A 19,987-nucleotide genomic window follows, 5' to 3' on the forward strand; every position below is an offset into this window, starting at 1 on the left:
AAAATTGTTCTTGAAAACAAAATAAACTAACCAATAAATTTTAACCATTAACTATTGACAAAAAACACAGTTGCTGAGTTAATTTGCGAGCGCATTTTCTTCAATGCTAACAAAGACTTGGACACATCTAAGGCTTGCTTACGGGCTGTGCATAATGGGGTTAGTCAATAGAATATTATTGAATGCCTTTTCTGTTGTTATGATGGGTTTCGAAAGTTCGATGGAATAACCTCCCTATGCACAGCACTTCCGCAATCTTCGCCAAGATGTGTTACCCAACCCGTTTGTAATGCATTTCAGAAAATGTACTCTTCAATTGTGTGGTAATTTGAGGATGTTAATCATGTCAGAAGTTGAGTTAAATAGTAGTAACTCGAGCCCGGATTCTTGTCACAGCAGTTATTTAAATTAGCCGTGTAATCATTTTTAAGGCCAAAAGCAGAATAACCAGAGCCAGAAATCGTTTCACAGTTGCTGGTTTTAGTTTTTTTTGCATGAATTGGGTGCCAAGGTACCCGCCAATATAGGCTGCTAAGCCGACAAGCAAAACAAGCAAGGGATTGACGTGTCCCATAGCCCAGTAAGCAATAAAGCCGGTTAAAGAGGAAAAGGGGACCACAAAGGCCGTGATTGCAGCGACTTTTTTAGGGTTGAAGCCCAGAATGATCATAAGAGGCGAGATGAGAGCTCCGCCGCCGACTCCGAGCAGGCCGGAGAGAAATCCGGCTGTCGAGCCAATGCCAATCATGGGCAAAAGAGGGCGGTCTTCCCTGAATTGATCTTTATATTTTGAGCTCTTAAAAAAGAGCATCATATTGCCGGAAAAGATGAGGAAAAGGGTAAATATTATCAACACTGTTCTGGTGGATATGAGCGTGGAGACATAGGCGCCGGCAGGCGCAAGCAGGGTAGAGGAAATAATAATAGGTATGCCCAGACGAAAATCCAGTCTCTTATGCTTGATGTTGGAGATGCTCGCACCGGTCATGCTGAGGGTATTTATAAAAAGACAGGTGGGCTTGGCTTCATTTAAAGGAAAGCCAAGCCAGTGAAGGATAGGGACCAAAACCAGGGCAGATCCTATGCCCCCCATGGCAAAAATAAAACTCAGGCCAAAGGATAGGGAGCTGACCAGTAAGAGCAGTGAAACGTCCATGTCTGGATAGACTACCTATACTTTTTGCCTTTTAAAAATAGGACCAGGCTTCAGAGCCGTAACCAGTTGTTCAGTAGAAGCCAGAAGACCTTTGATCTGCTCAAAGCCTTTGGAGAGCAGATAACCATAGACCAGGGCAGAGCGGAAGATTGAAGAACAGAAGATGATAATCAGTTTGTCTTTGGGCAGTTCGTTCAAGCGGTCAGGGATTTCATTGACCGGTATGTGTTTGGCAAAAGGAAAAGAGAGAAGTTGTACTTCCTCATGTGTGCGCACATCCAAAAAGATGGCCTTGTCCTGCCCGATTAAACTGGTAGCACCATCCAGACCGATGCCATGCTCTCCGGAACCAAAGAAATCAAGATCCATTTCTCTTAAAGCGTTGTCAAAGGAGTTCATGATATTCTCCATTTTTAATTATTAAAGCGTTCTATTGCCGTTTCCAGTTCTTCATAATCTGGATAATGGCCGTGGAAGACCATTTTTCCATTGATAAAAATAGCAGGCAGGCCTGAGTCTCCCTCATTTTGCAGGATGTATACAAGTTCCTTGTGTTCCCTAAAGCGATTTAGATGTAAATTCAAAGAGTATATAAGGTAGGCGATGTCGTTTTTATATTTTTTTTTCAACTTGATGAGAGTTTGCTGCAGTTTTTCCAGATTGCTGTCTATCTTCATTCCTGGCCTGCAGCCACAGCCCAAAAAGGGAACATAAATTTCCATCTTGATTTTGGCCATCTTTATCTCTTTTAAGGCTAAAAGGCTAAGCTGTTAACTTTTTCACGGGTGCATCTGTTTCGATGTCCTGGTTACGTTATTTTGGGTCCCGCCAAAAGCGGGACCCAAAATGTTATGGTAGCTTGCTTCGTTCCTTAAACTCATCCCAGCCATGACAGGACTTCTTCTTTTGTGGGCACTTTGCCAGTGGACTTGACTTCGCCATCAATAACTATACCCGGAGGAGACAGCACGCCATAGCTGGCAATTTCCTGAATGTCGGTAAGCTTTTCGATTTTGGCCTCAATACCGGCTTCTTGTACAGCTTCTTCAACTATTTTGGCTGTTTTCTGACAGGTTGGGCAACCAGTACCCAGGATTTTGATTTCCATAATTTTCCCTCCTTTTAAATCAGGTAATTAAATAAATAACCAACAATTAAAATCCCTGAGCCAACAACCGCAATAAATGTAAGGATAAGTTTTACTTTCAGGACCTTGCGCAGGATGACCATCTCAGGGAAAGACAGGGCAATAACACTCATCATAAAGGCCAGGGCTGTGCCTAAACTTGCACCTTTACCCAAAAGCGCTTCGACAACGGGTACAATGCCGGCTGCATTGGAATACATGGGGATGCCGATTAATACTGCCAGAGGTACTGACCACCATGTGTTTTTGCCCATTATAGAAGCCATGAAGTTTTCCGGCACATAACCGTGGATGGCAGCGCCCACGGCAATGCCAAGCACTAAATAGATCCAGACTTTGCCCACGATATCTTTAACCGTATGGGCTGCATAGCGAATGCGGTCTTCCCAGGTTTTTGTTTCTTCCGGCACATCATCGGCACTGGTTCGTATTTTTAGAACCCAATCCTGGATGTGCCTTTCCATGGGCAGGCGACCAATAACCCAGCCGGCCACAATGGCCACCAATAAACCCGTGCCCATGTAAATGGCCGCGATTTTCCAGCCCAAAAGGCCGTATAAAAGAACCACGGCAATTTCATTGACCATGGGCGCGGAGATTAGAAAGGAAAAGGTTACGCCTAAAGGGATACCGGCTGTTACAAAACCGATAAATAAAGGCACGGCAGAACAGGTACAAAACGGAGTAACTATGCCCAAAAGCGCAGCCATGATATTGCCTACGAATTCTTTTTTTCCGGCCAGGATTTTTCTGGTTCGTTCCGGAGTGAAAAAAGAGCGGATAATGCCTACAAAAAAGATGACCAGGCTCATCAGCATGAGCACCTTTGGAGTATCATAGACAAAGAATTGGAGAGCCTCGCCCAGATGAGTACCAGGTTCTAGACCCAAAAGGTCAAAGACCAGGAATTTTGAAAACCGAAGAAGTTGGGTGTAAATGATCACCCATAAAAAAAGGGCCAGAATTACAAGAGCTATGTATTTAGCAAGGCCTGATTTTTGTTTGTTATTTGGCCCAGCGGTATTCTCACAAGCACAGTTGATTTTCTCCAGAGGTTTCATTTTTCACCCTCCCTTTTTTATTAGAATTTAAGACGGGTTTGTGTGTCCACGGACAACCATGGTAAATAACCCGCAATTATTCTTTACAAATAGTTTCACGAGATATGTACTTTAATGAACCAAGCAATTTTTTTATCTCCGGATCATCGTTTAACCACTGTTTTAACTGCGTAAGCATGGTCCGGGCATAAATAGAGTCATCATTAGCGGTAGCGCTGGCTAGCTTGTAGTTTACCCACATGCCTTCTTTAGTGCTTTCTACAAGTCCTGCATCTTCCAGTACTTTTAAGTGTTTGGAGATGGTAGGCTGGGCCAGCCCCAGGGCGGCCCGAATCTCGCAGACACACATTTCCCTTTGTTCTAACATCTTGATAATTTTGACCCGATTTGGGTCAGATAGGGCCTTCATTGTCTTTAGGAATTGTTTCATAGTTTTATCTCCATATTGCTATATGGCAATATAGTTATTTAATTCTAGGTGTCAACATTTTTTTTGCTTGTTTCTAAGGGATTGAAATATCAGTTGAAGTTTTCGTTTTTATCCATGCGGTTCTTCTCTAACCTCAGTCTGAGAACAAGTGGATATTAAGCTATCAATGGAAATATTGTAACCAATCACAAGGTAGCAGGCAGGCACAAAGGGGCTGGAGAATTTGTGCGGTTAAGAAATATTTGCTAGGAGTGGTTTAAATTTTAGGAATTGAATATTGAAGGGCAAGGCAGCAGGCTATTTTCTAAAGATTTTTTTTCTGTGCCAGGCGATATTTTCCAAGGCTGGGTAAAAATTTTCTTTTTGGGGTAAAATAATGGGACGTTCAGCTAGAGCCATCATATGGCCGGGCATGTTTTGTTCAGTTCTTACCGCAGATGAAATCATAACTTTATACTGGTCGTTGACACCTATCAGGCCTTCGTCAAATGACCAATGACATAGTTTGCAGAGGGATAGACCATTTGTTGGCCGGTCATCATAGCTTTCGCTCCAGGGTTTGATGTGAGCGGCGTCAACCACAGTATGACCGTCTGGGGTCAACATTCTTATCCCACATAAAGCACAGCGGTGTTCATAAATCCGCACGATGGCTTTGCGAAACCCCTGATCCCTGACTTTCTTTTTACGATCATTTTGATTTTTCTCTTTTCCATAGTTATTTAAAGTGGCTTCTGCCGCTAATAATTTTTCAGCATATTGGTAAGCCTCATAGTTAATTATCCCCTGTTCGCGCAAAATTGACCGGATTTCATGGGCAAAATAAGTATCTACGAGTATGGCCCTTAAAATTTCTTTTGTTTCACTATTCTTTAAAAATAAAAAAAGTTCGTCATCTAGTCTGGCTCCTGCATAATGTTGGCGCAACCTGGTCACTGATGTGGTAACTCTGGAATTTTTTCTCATACCCTGTTTAGGCACGAGATGCCAAAAACCTTCGCTGTTTAGATGGTAGAATGGAAGAGCCATATTTCCTTTAGTGCCCAGAGGCATGATTCTGGTCCAGTATTGATGAAAAGTTTCTGCTAGGTCATAATTGGGCTCAATAAAATTTTCCTTGATTAAACCTGCGGCAATTAGATCCATTACAGACAAAAGCAAGAATGGTTTGTACGGGGCGCGATGGCAAGTTATGGAAGGCCAGCGGTTCCGTCCTGCGTCCGTCCTTAAGTTTGAAAATTTTTTCTTATACTCTTCAAGGATCATGGTTTTCTTAAAATATAATTTAGCCAGATATCGGTGTTATTTAACTTGGAAACCTCTCTTCTAAAATACAAGATTTGGTATAAGCTGTTTTTAAAAAAGTTTCTTAGGGTTTCATCCTGCCAGAGATAAAACTTTCGTCCATCATCAGCTATTTGATAGCCCGTTCCTTCCTTTATTGTGATCTGGATCATTCCACCTGACTTGCAACCCAAGGCAATTCTTTCAAAGATTGTTTTAAAGTCGTGATGGTTAATATGGACTAGCGCACCAATTAAAATTATAGCGTCAACTTTGATTTTTGAAAAGTCATAAATTTTAAAGTCGCCCTCTATAACTCTACATTGGGAATAACTCCCAGCAAGACTTGCTAGCCCTGGAGAACGTTCAAGCCCACGTACTTGAAATCCTCTCTTTTTAAGCCATAGTAAATCTCTACCCGATCCACAACCTACATCTAGTATTTGGGCGCCAGGCTTTAGAAAATGTATCAGTGGAGATAAAAATGAGGATGGATCAATTTTAAATGTGGAGTCAAAATAGTTTTTATAGTTTTTGTGATAATAGTCAGACATTTAATTAGTCAGTTCTAATGTGGGTTTCAAGTGAGCTGATTTTTTGCAGTTGATTAGTGGCTCATAACAGTTTTGTATCATCATGAGAGTAGGGGGGGTGAACAGCAACACAATAGCCTTAAAGGGATTCTGCCAGTATTCTGAATTTGATGGGATGCTCCAGGCGTACAGATTGTGTCACCACTTTTAACTTCAAATCTCTTGTCCTCGATGAACATTATTCCGCTCCCTTCGACTATGTGATATAACTCTTCAGATTGATAATGCTTGTGCAATAAAGTCGTAAAGCCTTCCGGAATGGTTGCCTCTGCCAGACTTTGCCTGGTATTTCCATGCACACTTGGGTGTATTAGTTCACGGATTATTGAGCCATCTTTGGTGGTGTAAGGTTTGATTTTATCGTATTCGCTTTTTATTATCATTGTATCGCCTGCCCTCTGTGTCAGGAAAGATGTCGCTTGGGTTGTGGTGAGGAAAATCTAATGGTTGCATCCGTTAGTTGTTCCAATCCAATTTTTTTCCCATCATTTACGAGGGAGTATAAGCGAGCGATGACTCTCTAACGTAGTAAACGAGATTCTTCGCTTCGCTCAGAATGACGTAACTCAACTTTCTGACATGATTAACATCCTAAAATTACTACACAATTGAAGAGTGCATTTTCTGAAATGCATTACAAACGGGTTGGGTAAAACATCTTGGCGAAGATTGCGGAAGTGCTGTGCATAGGGAGGTTATTCCATCGAACTTTCGAAACCCATCATAACAACAGAAAAGGCATTAAGTAACATTCTATTGACTAACCCCATTATGCACAGCCCGCAAGCAAGCCTTAGATGTGTCCAAGTCTTTGTCAGCATTGAAGAAAATGCGCTCGCAAATTAACTCAGAAAGTTGAGTGACGTAATTAGAAACATCTAACAGATGCAACTATATCTAATTTGCGAGGACGGGAAATTCCAAATTTTCATTTAGCCAGCCAGGATTGAGCTGGTCTATTTCTCCCATACTCGTTCATCCACAATTTTTCCGCCATTCTCGAGTTTTTGATCTGCGGGTATAATTTCCAAGGCTGGAAGGAGTTTAATCTTTTCCTTAAAGGCGGCAATGAGTTTTTTTTCGTCCAGGCCCTCTCTGGCCTGGACATAGAGGGTAAGGGTGTCTTTACCCTGGGGGTTGGTCAAAGTAAGTCGCCAGTTAATAATCACTGGAAATTCAGCCATGACCTGGCTTACCTGGTGTTGATAGACAAATTGTCCTTTAACCTTGGCCGTACTATCTGTGCGCCCAAAGATTCCCTTAATCCTGGGTGCGGTACGTCCGCACGGACATTGTGAATAGTCAATGGCGGCCAGATCTCCCGTGGCAAGGCGAATCAAGGGATAAGTAGTGGAAAAGGGCGTGACCACAACTTCACCAATCTCGCCTTCAGGCACTGGCTCTCCTGTGCCGGGATGGCAGATTTCTACCCAACACCTGGTGGAGATGTGCATGCCTTGAGCTTGCGGGCATTCATAGGCAATACATCCCACGTCGGCTGTTCCATAGCCCTGGCGCAGGATCAGGCCGAACTCCTCTTCCAGTTCCTTACGCATGGAAGGAGTCAGTATTTCTGCAGCCACAAAGGCTACTTGCAGGTTAAAATCTTTTTTTAAATCAAGCCCAGCGGCTTTTGCCTTTTCTCCTATTGTTTTTAAGTAGCTGGCCATGCCCACAAAACCGGTAGCTTTGAGCTTGGTAAGCAGGGTGATCTGGGCTTCTGTATTGCCAGGACCGGCAGGTATAACTGCACAGCCCAGCTTGCGTAAAGGCTGCTCCAGCATTAGACCGGCAGGAGTCATGTGGTAGCTGAAGGTCATCTGGACGATATCTTTAGGCCGAAAGCCCACGGCATAAAAGGCTTCTGCCCAGCCCCAATAATCATCATCTGTTCCTTCGGGATCAAAAATAGGGCCGGGGGACATATAGATATGGGCCAGATTACCTAGCTCAGTGGTCAAAAGCTGGTTTAAATCTCGTTCCTGGAGGGTGATTAAGTCTTTTTTGGGGAGGGGGGGGATAGCCTGAAAGTCTTTTTCCGATGCGATATCCTGTACTGAAATTCCTGATCTACTCAATCTGTCTTTAAATTCCCGGCTTTTTGCAGCGGCAAGCTGAAGAATATTCTGTAATCTTTCCCATTTCTCTGCTCGAAGTTCTTCTCGACTCTTTGCTTCCAGTTCATGATAATAGCCGGTAGTACGCATCTTTATTCTCCTTTCCCCTTTTTTTGGCTTATTAACTATTCAACACCCCAAGTTTACGACTCCTTGATTTCTTATTTTCTCAACTTCTCACTTTCCCAAGTTCTATCTTTACCCCAGCCATCTTTTACGGCGGCGATAATGTTTGACCTGGCGATAACTTTTCTTTTCTCCGGCATGTCCCATGCCAAGGTAAAATTCTTGTACATCAGGATTGTTGAGAAGTTCCTGGGCCGGACCATCTAAAACGATGCGTCCGTTTTCCATGATATATCCGTAGTTGGCGATATTCAGGGCAGCCCTGGCATTTTGCTCCACTAAAAGCACAGTGGTCTGTTGTTCGGAATTAATCTTGGCAATGATATTAAAAATTTCCTCCACAAGCAAAGGAGCCAGGCCAAGAGAGGGTTCATCCAGGAGCAGGAGTTTTGGTTCTGCCATCAAGGCTCGGCCAATGGCCAGCATTTGCTGCTCGCCTCCGGATAGATAACCGGCCCATTGCTTGCGTCTTTCCTTTAACCTGGGAAAGTAGTTAAAGACCATTTCAAGGTTTCCCGCAAATTTGCTGGCAGGCTGGGTAAAAGCACCGCAGCGTAAATTCTCCTCCACGGTCAATTCTTCAAAGACCCGGCGGCCTTCCATTACCTGAAAAATACCCATGCGTACAATCTTTTCCGGGGGGAGATTGTGAATGGGATTATCTTCGTACAGGATGGACCCTTCCGTGACTTCTCCGTCCTCACTTAGAAGAAGACCGGAAATGGCCTTTAGGGTAGTGGATTTGCCTGCTCCATTAGCACCTAGAAGCGCGGTAATTTTGCCTTTGGCTACATTGAGAGACAATCCTTTGAGAACCAGGATTACATCATTGTAAACCACTTCCAGGTTAGCCACTTGTAACAGGTCCATTCTTGAAGTCCTTTATTGAAGGCTAAAAGGTTAAAAGGCTAAGAGGCATGTTTTTGCCTCTTAGCCTCATCGTTTTATTTTTTTATTTGCCTAACCACTCTTTTTTACGCGGCAGTGACTGAGCACTGACAAAAGTTAATTTACCGTTTTTGATCTGATAAATAAAGACTGACAAATTAGGACGATGATCGTCTGGATAATAACTGATGGGCGGAGTCAGACCCATGGGATCGTAGTCTCGCAGGGTTTCAAGGGCTTCCTTGATTGCTGGGCCGGTAATTTTACCTTTGGCTGCAGCTCTCTTGATTCCTTCGGCCATAACCAGCATGGAAGCAAAACCGCGAATGTAATGGGTCATTTGTGGCTGGTTCTGGGTCAACTCTTTGATGATTTTCATACCTGGCACGTCCTGGCCGTAAATGGCTGCAGCCTGCAGGGAGTATTGGTTTTCACAGGCAGTGCCGGCTAACTTGATGAGATTTTCATCAGCACCCCAGATATTTGCAAAAAATGTGGGTTTAAAATTAAGTTTTTGAGCATCTTTCATTATAACAGCAGTAGACGGACTAGTTCCACCAATCCAGACATAGTCGGGATTTTTCTTCTTTAAATTCAAGAGTTGAGTAGTAGCATCAATGGCTTTCAGGCTGACATTTTCTTCGCCCACGATTTCATAACCCAATTGTTTGGCGAATTCTTTGCCCGCTGGAATTGGGGCCAGACCGTAAGGATGATCAGGATAAACAAAGGCCAGTCTTGGAGCACGGGATTCAGTCCAATGTTCTTTAAAGTATTTCAAGGCTGCTCTAAGCTGAGTTGAATAGTCAGCTGCAATAAAGAAATTGTATGGTGCCTTTTTGGGGTCTGTTAAGTGGGCAGAATACGAGGCGGAAAATGTAGGGATTTTATCCCTTGCAACAAAACGGGTCAAAGCCTCTGTATCTGCAGTTCCCCATCCTTGCATGGCAACGATTTTGTCTCTGGTGACAAATTTTTTATAGGCACTGATAGCCTGCTGAGCATTGTAGGCATAGTCCACCTGGATGAGTTTGATCTTTTGTCCGGCAATACCTCCCTGACTGTTTAGATATTTTGCACAGTCCTTTACACCTTGTGCATAGGGTCTGCCCACCGTAGAGGTTGGGCCACTTAAGTCAGAAAGAAGACCAATTTTGATTTCCTTGGCCAGACCTACCCCTGAAAAGGTAAGGGAAAAAATAGTTAACACTATCAACATGCGCATAAACCTGTTCATACTTACCCTCCTTGAAGTTATAAAAGTTGTGTCCCTACTATCCCGCTATTTGCAAAGTTACTTTGGTCTAAGTCTTCACACCCTCTATATATATTAGACTCCATCTTCCGCAGACGCTAAAGGCTCTAATGCGCAAAAGGATAGAGCTTCCAATAGGCCTTGATCAATCGCCATCTATGAACCAACCCTTCCGGTTCAAAGATTAAAAAGAGGATCAGGATCAAACCAAAGACACCTTCCTTCAGGCCTAATAAATAAGTACTTATGTCAGGGAATACATTACTAAGTGATCCTGAAATCCAGGAGAGGCCTTCGGGAAGAAGGGTTATGAACACAGCGCCCATGATACTGCCCAGGACACTGCCCATACCACCGATAATGATCATGGCCAGGTAGCTTATGGATAATCCGATGCCGAATTGCTCCGGGGTGATATACATGGAATAGGTGGCCCATAATCCTCCGGCCAGGCCGGCAAAGAAAGAGCTTACTCCAAAGGCCATGAGTTTGTAGGCAAATAGGTTAATGCCCATAATTTCTGCGGATAGATAAAAGTCGCGAATAGCCACGAAGGCGCGGCCCGGTTTGGTGCGTAAAAGATTGGAAACAGCCAGGGTGGTAATAACTGCAAATGAAAAGAGCAGGTAGAACATGGAGATATCATTATCCAGGAAGAAACCAAATATTTGAGGTGAGTCAACTGGAAGTCCGTTAGAGCCTCCGGTTACCCCTTCCCAGTGCAAAAAGATATATTCTAGGATAATTTGAGCTGCCAGGGTGGCAATGGCCAGGTAAATGCCTTTTAAGCGTAAAGAGGGAATGCCAAAGATCATGCCAACTGCCGCTGTAATCAATCCGGCCATAGGCAGGGCCAGCCAAAAAGACAGGCCAAGTTGCATAAGGTAACCGGTCGCATATGCTCCAACTCCTATAAAGGCTCCATGTCCCAGTGATATCTGTCCGCAGCAACCAGTAAGAAGGTTTAAAGATACGGCGCCGATAACTGCAATAAAAATCAGATTGAAAAGAGAAATAATATACGTGTCTAAAAGATATGGGCAAAGACAGAGGGTGATTAAGAATAAGCCAAGACAGATTTTTTGAAATTTACTGGGGAAAAGTTGAGCTTCCTGCTCGTAGGAAGTAAAAAATAATCCGCATTTATTTGCTTTGCTCATTTATACTCGCTCCACTTCTTTGCTGCCAAAGAGACCATAGGGTTTGATCATCAGGATCAGAATTAAAATAATGAAAGAAGCTACTTCCTTGAAACCACCTAAATTTAAAAATTCTTTGGCCAGGCCATCACTGATGTTTTCCAGGACACCAATTATCAATCCTCCGAGAGCGGCGCCTAGAAGGCTGTCCAGCCCTCCCAGAATAACCGCGGGGAACACCTTTAATCCAAGGGTGCCCAGCTGGGAATTGATGCCGTTAATATTGCCAAGAATAATTCCTCCAATGGAAGAAACTACGCAGGCGATACACCAGGACAGGGCAAAAATATTTTTGATGCCGATACCCATGGATTGCGCTGCCTGTTGATCAAAGGCCGTGGCCCGCATGGCAATACCCAGGGATGAAAACTTAAAAAACAGGGAAAAGATGGTAAATAGCAGTGCAGAAAGAACAAAGGCGGCAATGTATACCGGGGCTACAGGTAAGCCCATAATCATAATCGGTTCGTTGGGCAAAACTTGGGGATAAACTCGGATTTGAGTTCCCCAGATGACCTGAACCAGGGCCTTTAGGACCGAGGACAGACCAACGGTGACCATAATTACGCTGATGATAGGCTCACCGATAAGAGGTCTAAGGACAAGGCGCTCTACACAAAGCCCCAGGATAACTGAGAAAGCTAAAGTGAGCAGAAAAGACCAGATAAACGGGATATGGGCCTGGACTGTAAGGGCAAAACAGACATAGGCCCCGACCATGACCAGCTCACCCTGGGCAAAATTGACTACCTTGGTTGCCTTGTAGATGATGACAAAGCCAAGAGCGACCAGGGAGTAAATACTGCCTACGACCAAACCGTTAATAAATAGATGTAAATAATATTCCATGGTTGTAATTGGTTGGTTTGTGGTTAGTTATGGTTAGTTTATAGTTAGTTACGGTTAGTTAATGGTTAGTTGTCGCCTTTACCCTTACCCCTTAATCCTTTTCAACAGTTTTCAGTTTAATCCTTCCACTTATTTCTCTTTTGCGTCCATCTTGATAAACTATTTCTGCCTTGAGCATGGTCTCCTTTTCCGGGGAGTAGAGGGCATCGATAAGATCCCGGTATCTTTCATAGACAATTTTCCTCCTGATCTTGCGTGTCCTGGTTAGTTCTCCGTCATCGGCATCCAGTTCTTTAAAGAGCAGCGAGAAACGCTTGATCCTGGTTTTTTCGGGCAATGTAGCGTTAATCTTTGTTATTTCATCATAAATCAAATTGTAGACTTCATCCTTGGCAGATAAATCCTGATAGGTAGTATAGGTAATCAACCTTGATTCTGCCCAGCGGCCGACTATGGGCATGTCTATGCAAATGATAGCAACAACAGACTCTTTCCCTTCGCCAATGACCATGGCTTCTTTGATGTAAGGAGAGAACTTGAGTTTGTTTTCCAGAAATTGTGGGGAAAACTTGGTCCCGTCTTTCAAGTGCATAACATCTTTTAAACGGTCAATAACAACTAATTGACCGTTTTCCTTAAAGTACCCTGCGTCTCCTGAGCGCAGCCAGCCATTTTCCAGGGTCTCTTCCGTGGCTTCGGGATTTTTATAATAACCTTTAAATACGGCTGGACTTTTGGATAAAATTTCTCCCTTTTCAGATATTTTTATCTCTGTCTCCGGGATGGGTTCGCCCACAGTATCAAAATCTATATGCCCATCTTTGTGGATACAGGAGATACCGGAGATTTCAGTCTGCCCGTAAATCTGTTTCAGGTTTACGCCCATGGCATGGAAGAACCGGAAGGTGTCCGGACCAAGGGCGGCACCACCTGTGGATGCCGATCTTATTCGGGAGAAGCCGAGTCTGTCCCTTAAAGCCCTGAAAAGACCAAGGTCAGCCAGTTTATAGAGAAATTTTAAATAAAGTGACGGCTTTTGCCCTGAAAACATGCAGTCAGCATATTTATAGCCAATGGGCAGGAATAGATTGTATAAAAACCTTTTAAACGGGGTCGTTTCCATTATTTTTACCTGAACTGAAGCAGCCAGGTTTTCCCAGACCCTGGGAGGGGAAAAGATAAGATGCGGGCCGATTTCACGGATGTTTTCCTGCACAGTGTCTGGCTCTTCCGGAAAATTCACACAAAATCCAAAGAGCAGGGCTGAGGCTGTAGCCATCATCTGTTCGCCCATCCAGGCAAGCGGCAAAAAGGAGACAAACTCGTCGCTGGCGTACTTGGGATCAACCTGTCCAAGATTCCAGGCCATGGACAGCAGGTTCTTATGGCTGAGCATGGCCAGCTTGGGACGGCCTGTGGTTCCTGATGTAGTGGCAATCAGACAGGTATCATCAGGCGAAACCTCTGATACCCACTCGGAAAATGAATCGGCTTCGTCCTGGCCCATCTTCTGGATTTGGCTAAACTCCATCAAGCCTGGTTCACGGTAAAAGGAAAGCCCTTTGGGATCATGATAAACAATATATTTTAAGTGGGGTAGTTTCTCACGGATAGACAGTATCTTATCTACTTGTTCCTGGTCTTCGGCGACTACGATTTTGGCCTCGGAGAGTTCAAAGATATAGCAAATTTCATCTGCCGGCGCATCCTGATAAAGACCTAAGGCAATCCCGCCTAGGCCCTGTATGGCCAGTTGTGCCCAGAGCCATTCAGGCCGGTTGTCGCCTATAAGAATCAGAATATCATCCCGGCCAAGCCCCAGTTTTTTCAACCCTGCAGCGAATGCGGCTGTATGGTTTAGATATTCTTGCCAGGAAAAGCTTTGCCAGATACCCAAATCTTTTTCGCGCAAGGCAATGCGCTGTCCGTATAGACCTGCATTTTTAATCAGCAAAGCAGGTAACGTGGTATTATAAGCGGTTTTATTGGAGTTAGTGTTTGGTTTGTCTGTCTCGCTCATACTTTTAGAGTGTGTTGAATTCATTTAGTTTATTGAGTCCTTTTCAAAAGCCATCTTAGCGTCCAAGATACAGGCTGTCTTGTTCACCAAGGTATGCAGCAATAACTTTGGGATCGGACTGTATTTCACTGGGCGTGCCAACAGCCAAAACTTGTCCAAAATCCAAGACCACAATGGAATGAGATATGTCCATGACCACGCCCATGTCGTGTTCAACCAGCAAAATGGTCACTCCCCATTCTTCATTGATGTCCAGGATGTATCTGGCCATATCTTCTGTTTCTTCCAGGTTCATCCCGGCCATGGGCTCATCCAGTAACAGAAGCTTAGGCTCTGCGGCCAAGGCTCGTCCCAATTCAACTCTTTTCTGGACACCGTAAGGAAGCCGGCCTGCAATCTGGTGCCGGTAAGGGGAGAGATTTAAGAAGTCGATTATTTTCTCTACTCGATGCCGGTGCTTGCTTTCCTGTTTCCTCGCCCGTCCCCAATAAAGCAGGGAGGGAAGGAGGCCATAGCCCAAATGGAGGTGACGGCCCACCATAAGGTTTTCCAGCACGGTCAGGCCCTTGAAAAGGGCAATGTTTTGAAAGGTGCGGGCCAGGCCAAGCCCGGTTCGTTTATGAGCAGGAAGATTTAAAATATTCTGGCCGTTTAACTTAATACTCCCCCGGTCAGGGTGATAACGACCACTGATGCAGTTAAGCATACTGGTTTTACCTGCTCCATTGGGACCGATCAGGGAAACGATTTGCCCCTGTTCGATCTTGAAGCTGACACTTACTAACGCAGCCAGACCACGAAAGGTTAAAGTAACTTTATCTACCTCTAAAAGGGACATTATTCCCATTCTCCAGCAAAGTCTTCAGGTGTAACAAGGCGATAATTACGCTTCTTTAATTCATTTTCTATAGCTGTAGGATCATCAGTTTTAACCCGGAAAACCACCAGTCTGCGTTTTCCACGGAAAAATGTTCCTGTGGAAATTATATTAATGCCCATACTGGCAATAATTGTGGATACTTCGGCTATAACACCTGTCCTGTCTTCAACCTCAAAAGCGATTCTCGTTCCGCCTTGTTCCAGGCCCATCTCGTCAACAAGTACTTTGAGCATGACAGAACGATTGATATAACCTAATAACTTATTTTTTTTGTTGACCACAGCCAGGCCAGGAAGATTTTTTTTGTACATTAAGTTGGCGGCTACTTCAATTTCTGTTTCAGGGCTAACAGTTTCCAGGTCAGTACGGATGATTTTTTCTACGGTCAGCTTGGTAAGGAGGAAATTCATCTCGTGTTTGTCCAAAGAAGTAGCAAGAGATGGTAAAGCAGCGCGCGCATCTTCTTTGCGGATATAGCCAATCAGTTTATCTTTTTGCGTGACCAGGAGCATCCAGAGTTTGTTTTCCTCCATGATTTTGTCCGCATCCAGAACCAGGTCGTCAGGACTCACTGTGGGCACATTTGTGATCATTCTAAGCCCTACATACATTTTTTATCCCTCCCTGCTGCGAGTGCAAAGAAAAAAGCAAGTTTCTTGAGAAAAAATGCTTTCTGCATCCGCAATTGTTTTCTTAACTATGTATATTTATTAAGTTTTGTTCAAGACTTTAATTGTAATTTGTGTTAATGGCAATATTTGGGACGTAAACGGCAATGAAGACGGGTTTTTATGCTAAGTGATGCAAAAATGTAAAGTTTATTTGAGAAAAATTTTATCCGATTAACAATATTGAAAAAATAGACTCATCTGCCAGCCTCAGATCAAGCTCCGTACTCAAAGGGGGGCATTTGGAGTTAAGAGGAAACTATACTTCAAGATGTTAACATGGTAAGTATTGGTGAAGTTCATGATTTTTAGCTTCCTTCGATTTGACCTGGTTATGGAGAAGAAAAGAGAATGCTCTCTCTGAAAACTAATGTATCAGTAACTCTCTATTCTTTTTAAGTTTCAAGTGGGCACTATTGCTGATTTTCTTAACTGTTAATCAAAGGTTGCACAGGTACATGGGATATATTATTCATAAAAAAGTCTGTGGCTAAAACTTACCCAGCGGGCAACTTTTCATAATTTTTAAACTTGGTCGAAATATTTGGATTTGTTCACAAGGCTCGCTTGCAGGTAACGATGAATGTTAAATTATTTTAACGGGTTGGACTGTTTAAAACTTTGTCAAAACAGCCATTTTTGAGTTTTTGCAGGGAAATTCTATAAGATGAGCAAAAAAAGTTTTATTCTTGCGGCAATAATTTTACTTTGTCTAGGAGCAGTTTTTTTTCTTGTTTATTATAATAATCAGTCCGGAGACAAAAACATCGCGAAAAAGGATGTTGAGGCTACTCACGCTGTACGATATCAAATAAGCAGGAATGAGACCTATACTCCCCAAACCGAGCCAGAGGCCAAGACAGACCGTGTGCCCGTTGTTGGGAAGAACACAAACAATGAAACCGATAAAGCAGCTCGTTCTGACTTTGGTAAAGTTGAACACAGTCTCAAAGCCGGTACGGCGAAAATAGAGGATAAAGTTTTAACATCAAACTTTATAAAAGACCTGGCCGAAGTTATTTTTGAACACTATATACCTCAGGAGAAGAGACTAACTCTTACTTTTAAACAGATAAACATGCGCTACGGCCTTTATTTTTACGGTCTAAATTATACAGAAAATGACATTTTACATATTAGAAAAGAGATTTTTGGTCATCTTTTACGTCCGTTTATAATTTCTGGGTTATCTCCTGCTGTAACTAACAATTTGACAAAAGAAATTGTTAATATTGCTTTAAACAGGCCAAAAGAGTTCAGGCAGGGTAGGAAAGAGTATTCTCGGCTTTTAACTAAGGACGAGGTGGCCGGTCTTTTAAGTTCGCTAGCTCGAAAGGTAAGAAATATAAGCAGTATCTTTGTTGCTTATGCCCAAAATAAAGAAATTGGCCAGCTTATTCAGGAGTATTTTGAGGCTGAAGAATTTTTAAAAAGAGCCTATTTTAACTATTGGAAGTTAAAAGACAAAGAACATGAACGCATACAGAGTTTGGGGCGAGAAATTAAACAGGGTATAGTTGGCCGCGAGAAAATAAGAGAACAGATAAGGTTGTTATTAGCTTCTTCTGGTGCTCAGAGAGGAAGCAGTGAGCAACTTTATATTACCAAATGGATTTATCGCCGCGTGAATAATGATAAAATATCTTTGGATGTTATAAATGCCCTGGGCCAGGCCGGGTTTGCCTGGGCCGAGCTACTGGAGAATGAAGCCCGGAAGATGAAAGAGGGGTAATCTGCCTTTTGCCTGTTGATTTTGCCTTTGACCGAAAGCCTTTTTAAAGATTTAATGATTTTTACTAACACCTGTTAGCTTGAAAGTATTCGAGTTTTGAGTTTGGGGTAGTGTCAAACTTCTCCAGACTTTAGACTTAAACTTAAAACTATAAACTTATTAAAATGGGGAGGAGGTTATGCAATATCCGACCTGGGAAGATCTGGAACTGGGCGCGGCCATTACCACCCCTGGTAATGCTTCGAATCTAAAAACTGGTGATTGGCGTTCAAGTGTCCCGGTTTTGGATGAAGATAAATGTGTAAAGTGTGGGCTTTGTGCTGTTTATTGCCCGGAATTTTGCGTTGCAGAGGATGAGCAGGGATTTTACCGGCCTGATTTGTATTATTGTAAAGGATGTGGCATTTGCGTTACTGAATGTCCAAAAGGTGCAATTGAAATGCAAAGGGAGGGCGAGTAATGGGTAAGCGGATAGGAACAGAAGTATCACTGGCCGTTGCTGAGGCGGTAAAAATGGCTAAAGTGGATGTGGTTTCAGCTTATCCCATCACTCCTCAGACTCATATTGTGGAAGAGTTGTCCCAGATAGTGGCAGATGGCCATCTGGATGCGGCTTTTATTCCGGTGGAGTCTGAACATTCAGCCATGAGTGCTGCAGTAGGGGCAGCAGCTACAGGCGCCAGGGTTTATACTGCAACATCTTCTCAAGGGTTGGCCTTGATGCACGAGATTTTATTTATTGCCTCTAGTTTGCGCCTGCCCATGGTCATGACCGTGGCTAATAGAGCCCTTTCCGGACCTATTTCTATCTGGAACGATCATGCTGACATCATGGCTGAGCGGGACATTGGCTGGGTCCAGCTTTTTGTAGAAAATGGACAGGAAGCCTTGGATTTGACCATAGCGGCTTTTAAGATAGCTGAAGATAAGCGAGTGCTTTTGCCGGTATGTGTGAACATGGACGGGTTTATTTTGACCCATATGATAGAGCCGGTGGAACTCCCTGACCAGGAATTAGTTGACAAGTTTTTACCTGCTTTTGAGCCTGCATTAAAATTGGATCCACAAAATCCGGTGACCATGGGGCCGGTTGGCGTTCCGGAGATTTATACTGAGGCCAAGAAGCAGTGGGAGCAGGCCTTGATACACTCCAAGCCCGTCGTAGAGGAAGTTTTAAACGAGTGGGCCGACATTTTCGGACGTAAGTATAACCTGATCGAAAAAAATGGACCTGAACAAGCGGAGACAGTATTTGTGACCATGGGCTCTTTAGGAGAGACATTGATGTCCGCGGTGGAGGAATTAAACGAACAGGGTGAAAACGTTGGCCAGGTGCGCATCCGCTTGTGGCGTCCTTTTCCCAAAGAAGAATTCAAACAGGCAATCCAAGGTGTTAAAAAACTCATTGTTATTGATCGGGCACTTAGCCCTGGAGCTGTTAATGGACCGGTAGCTTCAGAGATCAAGACCCTTCTTTATGAGTTAGATGATAAGCCAGAGGTTGTTAATATTATTGCTGGTCTTGGAGGAAGGGATGTAACAAGAAGCGACTTTAAAGCCATGCTAGAGAAGGCCCAAAAAGGCGAGCTCAAGGACGATTATACTATCTGGGGGGTGCGCAGTCATGCTAAATAAAGAAGATATAAAGTTCGAAAAGATTACGGCCAAAAATTTGCCCAAGGAGACTTTGATCAGTCCTGGTCACAGGGCATGTCAGGGCTGTGGTGAGATATTGGCTATGGGCATGGTTATGAAAGCAGCCGGTCCAAATACCATTGTAGCAAATGCCACCGGTTGTATGGAAATAGTAACTTCTCCCTATCCAGAAACTGCCTGGCGTGTACCCTGGCTCCATGTGGCCTTTGAAAATGCCGGTGCAGTAGCTTCTGGTATCGAGGCTGCCGTGCAGGTTTTACATAGAAAGAATAAACTTAAAGAAAAACCCAACATTATTGCCTTTGCCGGAGACGGGGCCACCGCTGATATTGGTCTGCAATCATTGTCCGGTGCTTTGGAGCGGGGACATGATTTTCTTTATGTCTGTCTGGATAATGAGGCCTATATGAATACGGGTATTCAGAGGTCCAGTTCAACTCCGTACGGCGCCATGACCACGACTTCTCCTCCCGGGATAAAAAGTAAGGGACAATATACCTGGAAAAAAAATGTAGCCATGATCGCAGCAGCACATAATATTCCTTATGTGGCTACTGCTTCACCTGCATATTATCTGGATTTGATGAACAAGGTACGCAAGGCATTGGCTGTGGATGGCCCGGCTTATATCCAGATTTATTCACCTTGCCCAACTGGTTGGCGAAGTAAGCCGGAGCAGAGTATCACCCTGGCAAAACTGGCAGTGCAAACCGGGGCTTTCCCTCTGTATGAAGTGGAAAACGGACGGTTTAAAATTACTCAGAAAACAAAAGAGTTGAAACCAATTAAAGAGTATTTGCAGCTTCAGCGTCGGTTCAGGCATTTAGCCGATGATGATATTGCTTATATTCAAGAAAGGGTTCAGGATGAGTTTGAACGGTTAAAGGCTCTAGCCGGTCTGGATGCTTAAAAAAATCCCGCCTTTG

The 19,987-nt window shown here is 43.6% G+C and carries 21 protein-coding genes; 4 read left to right on the forward strand and 17 right to left on the reverse strand.

Features of this window, described 5'->3' with window-relative positions; all coding sequences use genetic code 11:
• Nucleotides 1-403: 403 nt before the first annotated feature.
• The 17 genes from KFV02_RS04475 to KFV02_RS04555 form a co-directional block, all read right to left on the reverse strand.
• Nucleotides 404-1,156 carry a sulfite exporter TauE/SafE family protein gene (locus tag KFV02_RS04475; RefSeq protein ID WP_252380339.1) on the reverse strand — a complete coding sequence of 251 codons (753 nt, stop codon included), beginning with the start codon at nt 1,154-1,156 and terminating at the stop codon, nt 404-406.
• Between the two features lie 15 nt (nt 1,157-1,171).
• A complete protein-coding gene (locus tag KFV02_RS04480; protein WP_252380340.1) occupies nt 1,172-1,555 on the reverse strand; it encodes a rhodanese-like domain-containing protein in 384 nt (127 codons plus the stop codon).
• A gap of 14 nt (nt 1,556-1,569) precedes the next feature.
• Nucleotides 1,570-1,893 carry an arsenic metallochaperone ArsD family protein gene (locus tag KFV02_RS04485; RefSeq protein ID WP_252380341.1) on the reverse strand — a complete coding sequence of 108 codons (324 nt, stop codon included), beginning with the start codon at nt 1,891-1,893 and terminating at the stop codon, nt 1,570-1,572.
• A 140-nt stretch (nt 1,894-2,033) separates the two neighbouring features.
• Entirely contained in the window at nt 2,034-2,264 is a 231-nt protein-coding gene (locus tag KFV02_RS04490; protein ID WP_252380342.1) for a thioredoxin family protein, read from the reverse strand.
• A 14-nt stretch (nt 2,265-2,278) separates the two neighbouring features.
• On the reverse strand, nt 2,279-3,364 hold the full coding sequence (locus KFV02_RS04495) for a permease (RefSeq protein WP_252380343.1): 1,086 nt from the start codon (nt 3,362-3,364) through the stop codon (nt 2,279-2,281).
• A gap of 76 nt (nt 3,365-3,440) precedes the next feature.
• Entirely contained in the window at nt 3,441-3,794 is a 354-nt protein-coding gene (locus tag KFV02_RS04500; protein WP_252380344.1) for an ArsR/SmtB family transcription factor, read from the reverse strand.
• 297 nt (nt 3,795-4,091) lie between these two features.
• Nucleotides 4,092-5,060, reverse strand: coding sequence for an HNH endonuclease (locus KFV02_RS04505; protein WP_252380345.1), 969 nt, complete (start codon nt 5,058-5,060; stop codon nt 4,092-4,094).
• On the reverse strand, nt 5,057-5,632 hold the full coding sequence (locus tag KFV02_RS04510; protein ID WP_252380346.1) for a class I SAM-dependent methyltransferase: 576 nt from the start codon (nt 5,630-5,632) through the stop codon (nt 5,057-5,059). The genes KFV02_RS04505 and KFV02_RS04510 overlap by 4 nt, the downstream gene beginning before the upstream one ends.
• A gap of 80 nt (nt 5,633-5,712) precedes the next feature.
• A complete protein-coding gene (locus KFV02_RS04515; RefSeq protein ID WP_353617288.1) occupies nt 5,713-6,054 on the reverse strand; it encodes a cupin domain-containing protein in 342 nt (113 codons plus the stop codon).
• A 573-nt stretch (nt 6,055-6,627) separates the two neighbouring features.
• Nucleotides 6,628-7,878, reverse strand: coding sequence for a phenylacetate--CoA ligase family protein (locus tag KFV02_RS04520; protein WP_252380347.1), 1,251 nt, complete (start codon nt 7,876-7,878; stop codon nt 6,628-6,630).
• A 108-nt stretch (nt 7,879-7,986) separates the two neighbouring features.
• Entirely contained in the window at nt 7,987-8,784 is a 798-nt protein-coding gene (locus tag KFV02_RS04525) for an ABC transporter ATP-binding protein (RefSeq protein WP_252380348.1), read from the reverse strand.
• A gap of 82 nt (nt 8,785-8,866) precedes the next feature.
• On the reverse strand, nt 8,867-10,039 hold the full coding sequence (locus tag KFV02_RS04530) for an ABC transporter substrate-binding protein (RefSeq protein ID WP_252380349.1): 1,173 nt from the start codon (nt 10,037-10,039) through the stop codon (nt 8,867-8,869).
• A 125-nt stretch (nt 10,040-10,164) separates the two neighbouring features.
• Nucleotides 10,165-11,217: a branched-chain amino acid ABC transporter permease gene (locus KFV02_RS04535; RefSeq protein ID WP_252380350.1), complete on the reverse strand. Its 1,053-nt coding sequence runs from the start codon at nt 11,215-11,217 to the stop codon at nt 10,165-10,167.
• Nucleotides 11,218-12,105 (reverse strand): branched-chain amino acid ABC transporter permease, encoded by an 888-nt coding sequence (locus KFV02_RS04540; protein ID WP_252380351.1) that lies wholly within the window; start codon nt 12,103-12,105, stop codon nt 11,218-11,220.
• Between the two features lie 91 nt (nt 12,106-12,196).
• Nucleotides 12,197-14,149, reverse strand: a complete 1,953-nt coding sequence (locus tag KFV02_RS04545; protein ID WP_353617289.1) for an AMP-binding protein — start codon at nt 14,147-14,149, stop codon at nt 12,197-12,199.
• A gap of 31 nt (nt 14,150-14,180) precedes the next feature.
• Nucleotides 14,181-14,963: an ABC transporter ATP-binding protein gene (locus KFV02_RS04550; protein ID WP_252380352.1), complete on the reverse strand. Its 783-nt coding sequence runs from the start codon at nt 14,961-14,963 to the stop codon at nt 14,181-14,183.
• Nucleotides 14,963-15,616 (reverse strand): CBS domain-containing protein, encoded by a 654-nt coding sequence (locus KFV02_RS04555; protein WP_252380353.1) that lies wholly within the window; start codon nt 15,614-15,616, stop codon nt 14,963-14,965. The genes KFV02_RS04550 and KFV02_RS04555 overlap by 1 nt, the downstream gene beginning before the upstream one ends.
• 724 nt (nt 15,617-16,340) lie before the next feature.
• Between KFV02_RS04555 and KFV02_RS04560 the strand changes: the two genes are divergently transcribed.
• From KFV02_RS04560 to porB, 4 genes are all read left to right on the forward strand, one after another.
• A complete protein-coding gene (locus KFV02_RS04560) occupies nt 16,341-17,405 on the forward strand; it encodes a hypothetical protein (protein WP_252380354.1) in 1,065 nt (354 codons plus the stop codon).
• A 178-nt stretch (nt 17,406-17,583) separates the two neighbouring features.
• Nucleotides 17,584-17,865, forward strand: a complete 282-nt coding sequence (locus KFV02_RS04565; protein WP_252380355.1) for a 4Fe-4S binding protein — start codon at nt 17,584-17,586, stop codon at nt 17,863-17,865.
• A complete protein-coding gene (porA, locus tag KFV02_RS04570; RefSeq protein WP_252380356.1) occupies nt 17,865-19,040 on the forward strand; it encodes a pyruvate ferredoxin oxidoreductase in 1,176 nt (391 codons plus the stop codon). Before KFV02_RS04565 ends, porA begins: the two co-directional genes overlap by 1 nt.
• Nucleotides 19,030-19,971, forward strand: a complete 942-nt coding sequence (gene porB, locus KFV02_RS04575; RefSeq protein WP_252380357.1) for a pyruvate synthase subunit PorB — start codon at nt 19,030-19,032, stop codon at nt 19,969-19,971. Before porA ends, porB begins: the two co-directional genes overlap by 11 nt.
• The last annotated feature ends 16 nt before the right edge of the window (nt 19,972-19,987 follow it).

This window comes from Desulfovulcanus ferrireducens, from assembly GCF_018704065.1.
Classification (GTDB): domain Bacteria; phylum Desulfobacterota; class Desulfovibrionia; order Desulfovibrionales; family Desulfonatronovibrionaceae; genus Desulfovulcanus; species Desulfovulcanus ferrireducens.

Coding starts and splice junctions, on each gene's coding strand:
- KFV02_RS04475 (WP_252380339.1), bottom strand. CDS start 1,156: ATGGACGTTTCACTGCTCTTACTGGTCAGCTCCCTATCCTTTGGCCTG.
- KFV02_RS04480 (WP_252380340.1), bottom strand. CDS start 1,555: ATGAACTCCTTTGACAACGCTTTAAGAGAAATGGATCTTGATTTCTTT.
- KFV02_RS04485 (WP_252380341.1), bottom strand. CDS start 1,893: ATGGCCAAAATCAAGATGGAAATTTATGTTCCCTTTTTGGGCTGTGGC.
- KFV02_RS04490 (WP_252380342.1), bottom strand. CDS start 2,264: ATGGAAATCAAAATCCTGGGTACTGGTTGCCCAACCTGTCAGAAAACA.
- KFV02_RS04495 (WP_252380343.1), bottom strand. CDS start 3,364: ATGAAACCTCTGGAGAAAATCAACTGTGCTTGTGAGAATACCGCTGGG.
- KFV02_RS04500 (WP_252380344.1), bottom strand. CDS start 3,794: ATGAAACAATTCCTAAAGACAATGAAGGCCCTATCTGACCCAAATCGG.
- KFV02_RS04505 (WP_252380345.1), bottom strand. CDS start 5,060: ATGATCCTTGAAGAGTATAAGAAAAAATTTTCAAACTTAAGGACGGAC.
- KFV02_RS04510 (WP_252380346.1), bottom strand. CDS start 5,632: ATGTCTGACTATTATCACAAAAACTATAAAAACTATTTTGACTCCACA.
- KFV02_RS04515 (WP_353617288.1), bottom strand. CDS start 6,054: ATGATAATAAAAAGCGAATACGATAAAATCAAACCTTACACCACCAAA.
- KFV02_RS04520 (WP_252380347.1), bottom strand. CDS start 7,878: ATGCGTACTACCGGCTATTATCATGAACTGGAAGCAAAGAGTCGAGAA.
- KFV02_RS04525 (WP_252380348.1), bottom strand. CDS start 8,784: ATGGACCTGTTACAAGTGGCTAACCTGGAAGTGGTTTACAATGATGTA.
- KFV02_RS04530 (WP_252380349.1), bottom strand. CDS start 10,039: ATGAACAGGTTTATGCGCATGTTGATAGTGTTAACTATTTTTTCCCTT.
- KFV02_RS04535 (WP_252380350.1), bottom strand. CDS start 11,217: ATGAGCAAAGCAAATAAATGCGGATTATTTTTTACTTCCTACGAGCAG.
- KFV02_RS04540 (WP_252380351.1), bottom strand. CDS start 12,105: ATGGAATATTATTTACATCTATTTATTAACGGTTTGGTCGTAGGCAGT.
- KFV02_RS04545 (WP_353617289.1), bottom strand. CDS start 14,149: ATGAATTCAACACACTCTAAAAGTATGAGCGAGACAGACAAACCAAAC.
- KFV02_RS04550 (WP_252380352.1), bottom strand. CDS start 14,963: ATGTCCCTTTTAGAGGTAGATAAAGTTACTTTAACCTTTCGTGGTCTG.
- KFV02_RS04555 (WP_252380353.1), bottom strand. CDS start 15,616: ATGTATGTAGGGCTTAGAATGATCACAAATGTGCCCACAGTGAGTCCT.
- KFV02_RS04560 (WP_252380354.1), top strand. CDS start 16,341: ATGAGCAAAAAAAGTTTTATTCTTGCGGCAATAATTTTACTTTGTCTA.
- KFV02_RS04565 (WP_252380355.1), top strand. CDS start 17,584: ATGCAATATCCGACCTGGGAAGATCTGGAACTGGGCGCGGCCATTACC.
- porA (WP_252380356.1), top strand. CDS start 17,865: ATGGGTAAGCGGATAGGAACAGAAGTATCACTGGCCGTTGCTGAGGCG.
- porB (WP_252380357.1), top strand. CDS start 19,030: ATGCTAAATAAAGAAGATATAAAGTTCGAAAAGATTACGGCCAAAAAT.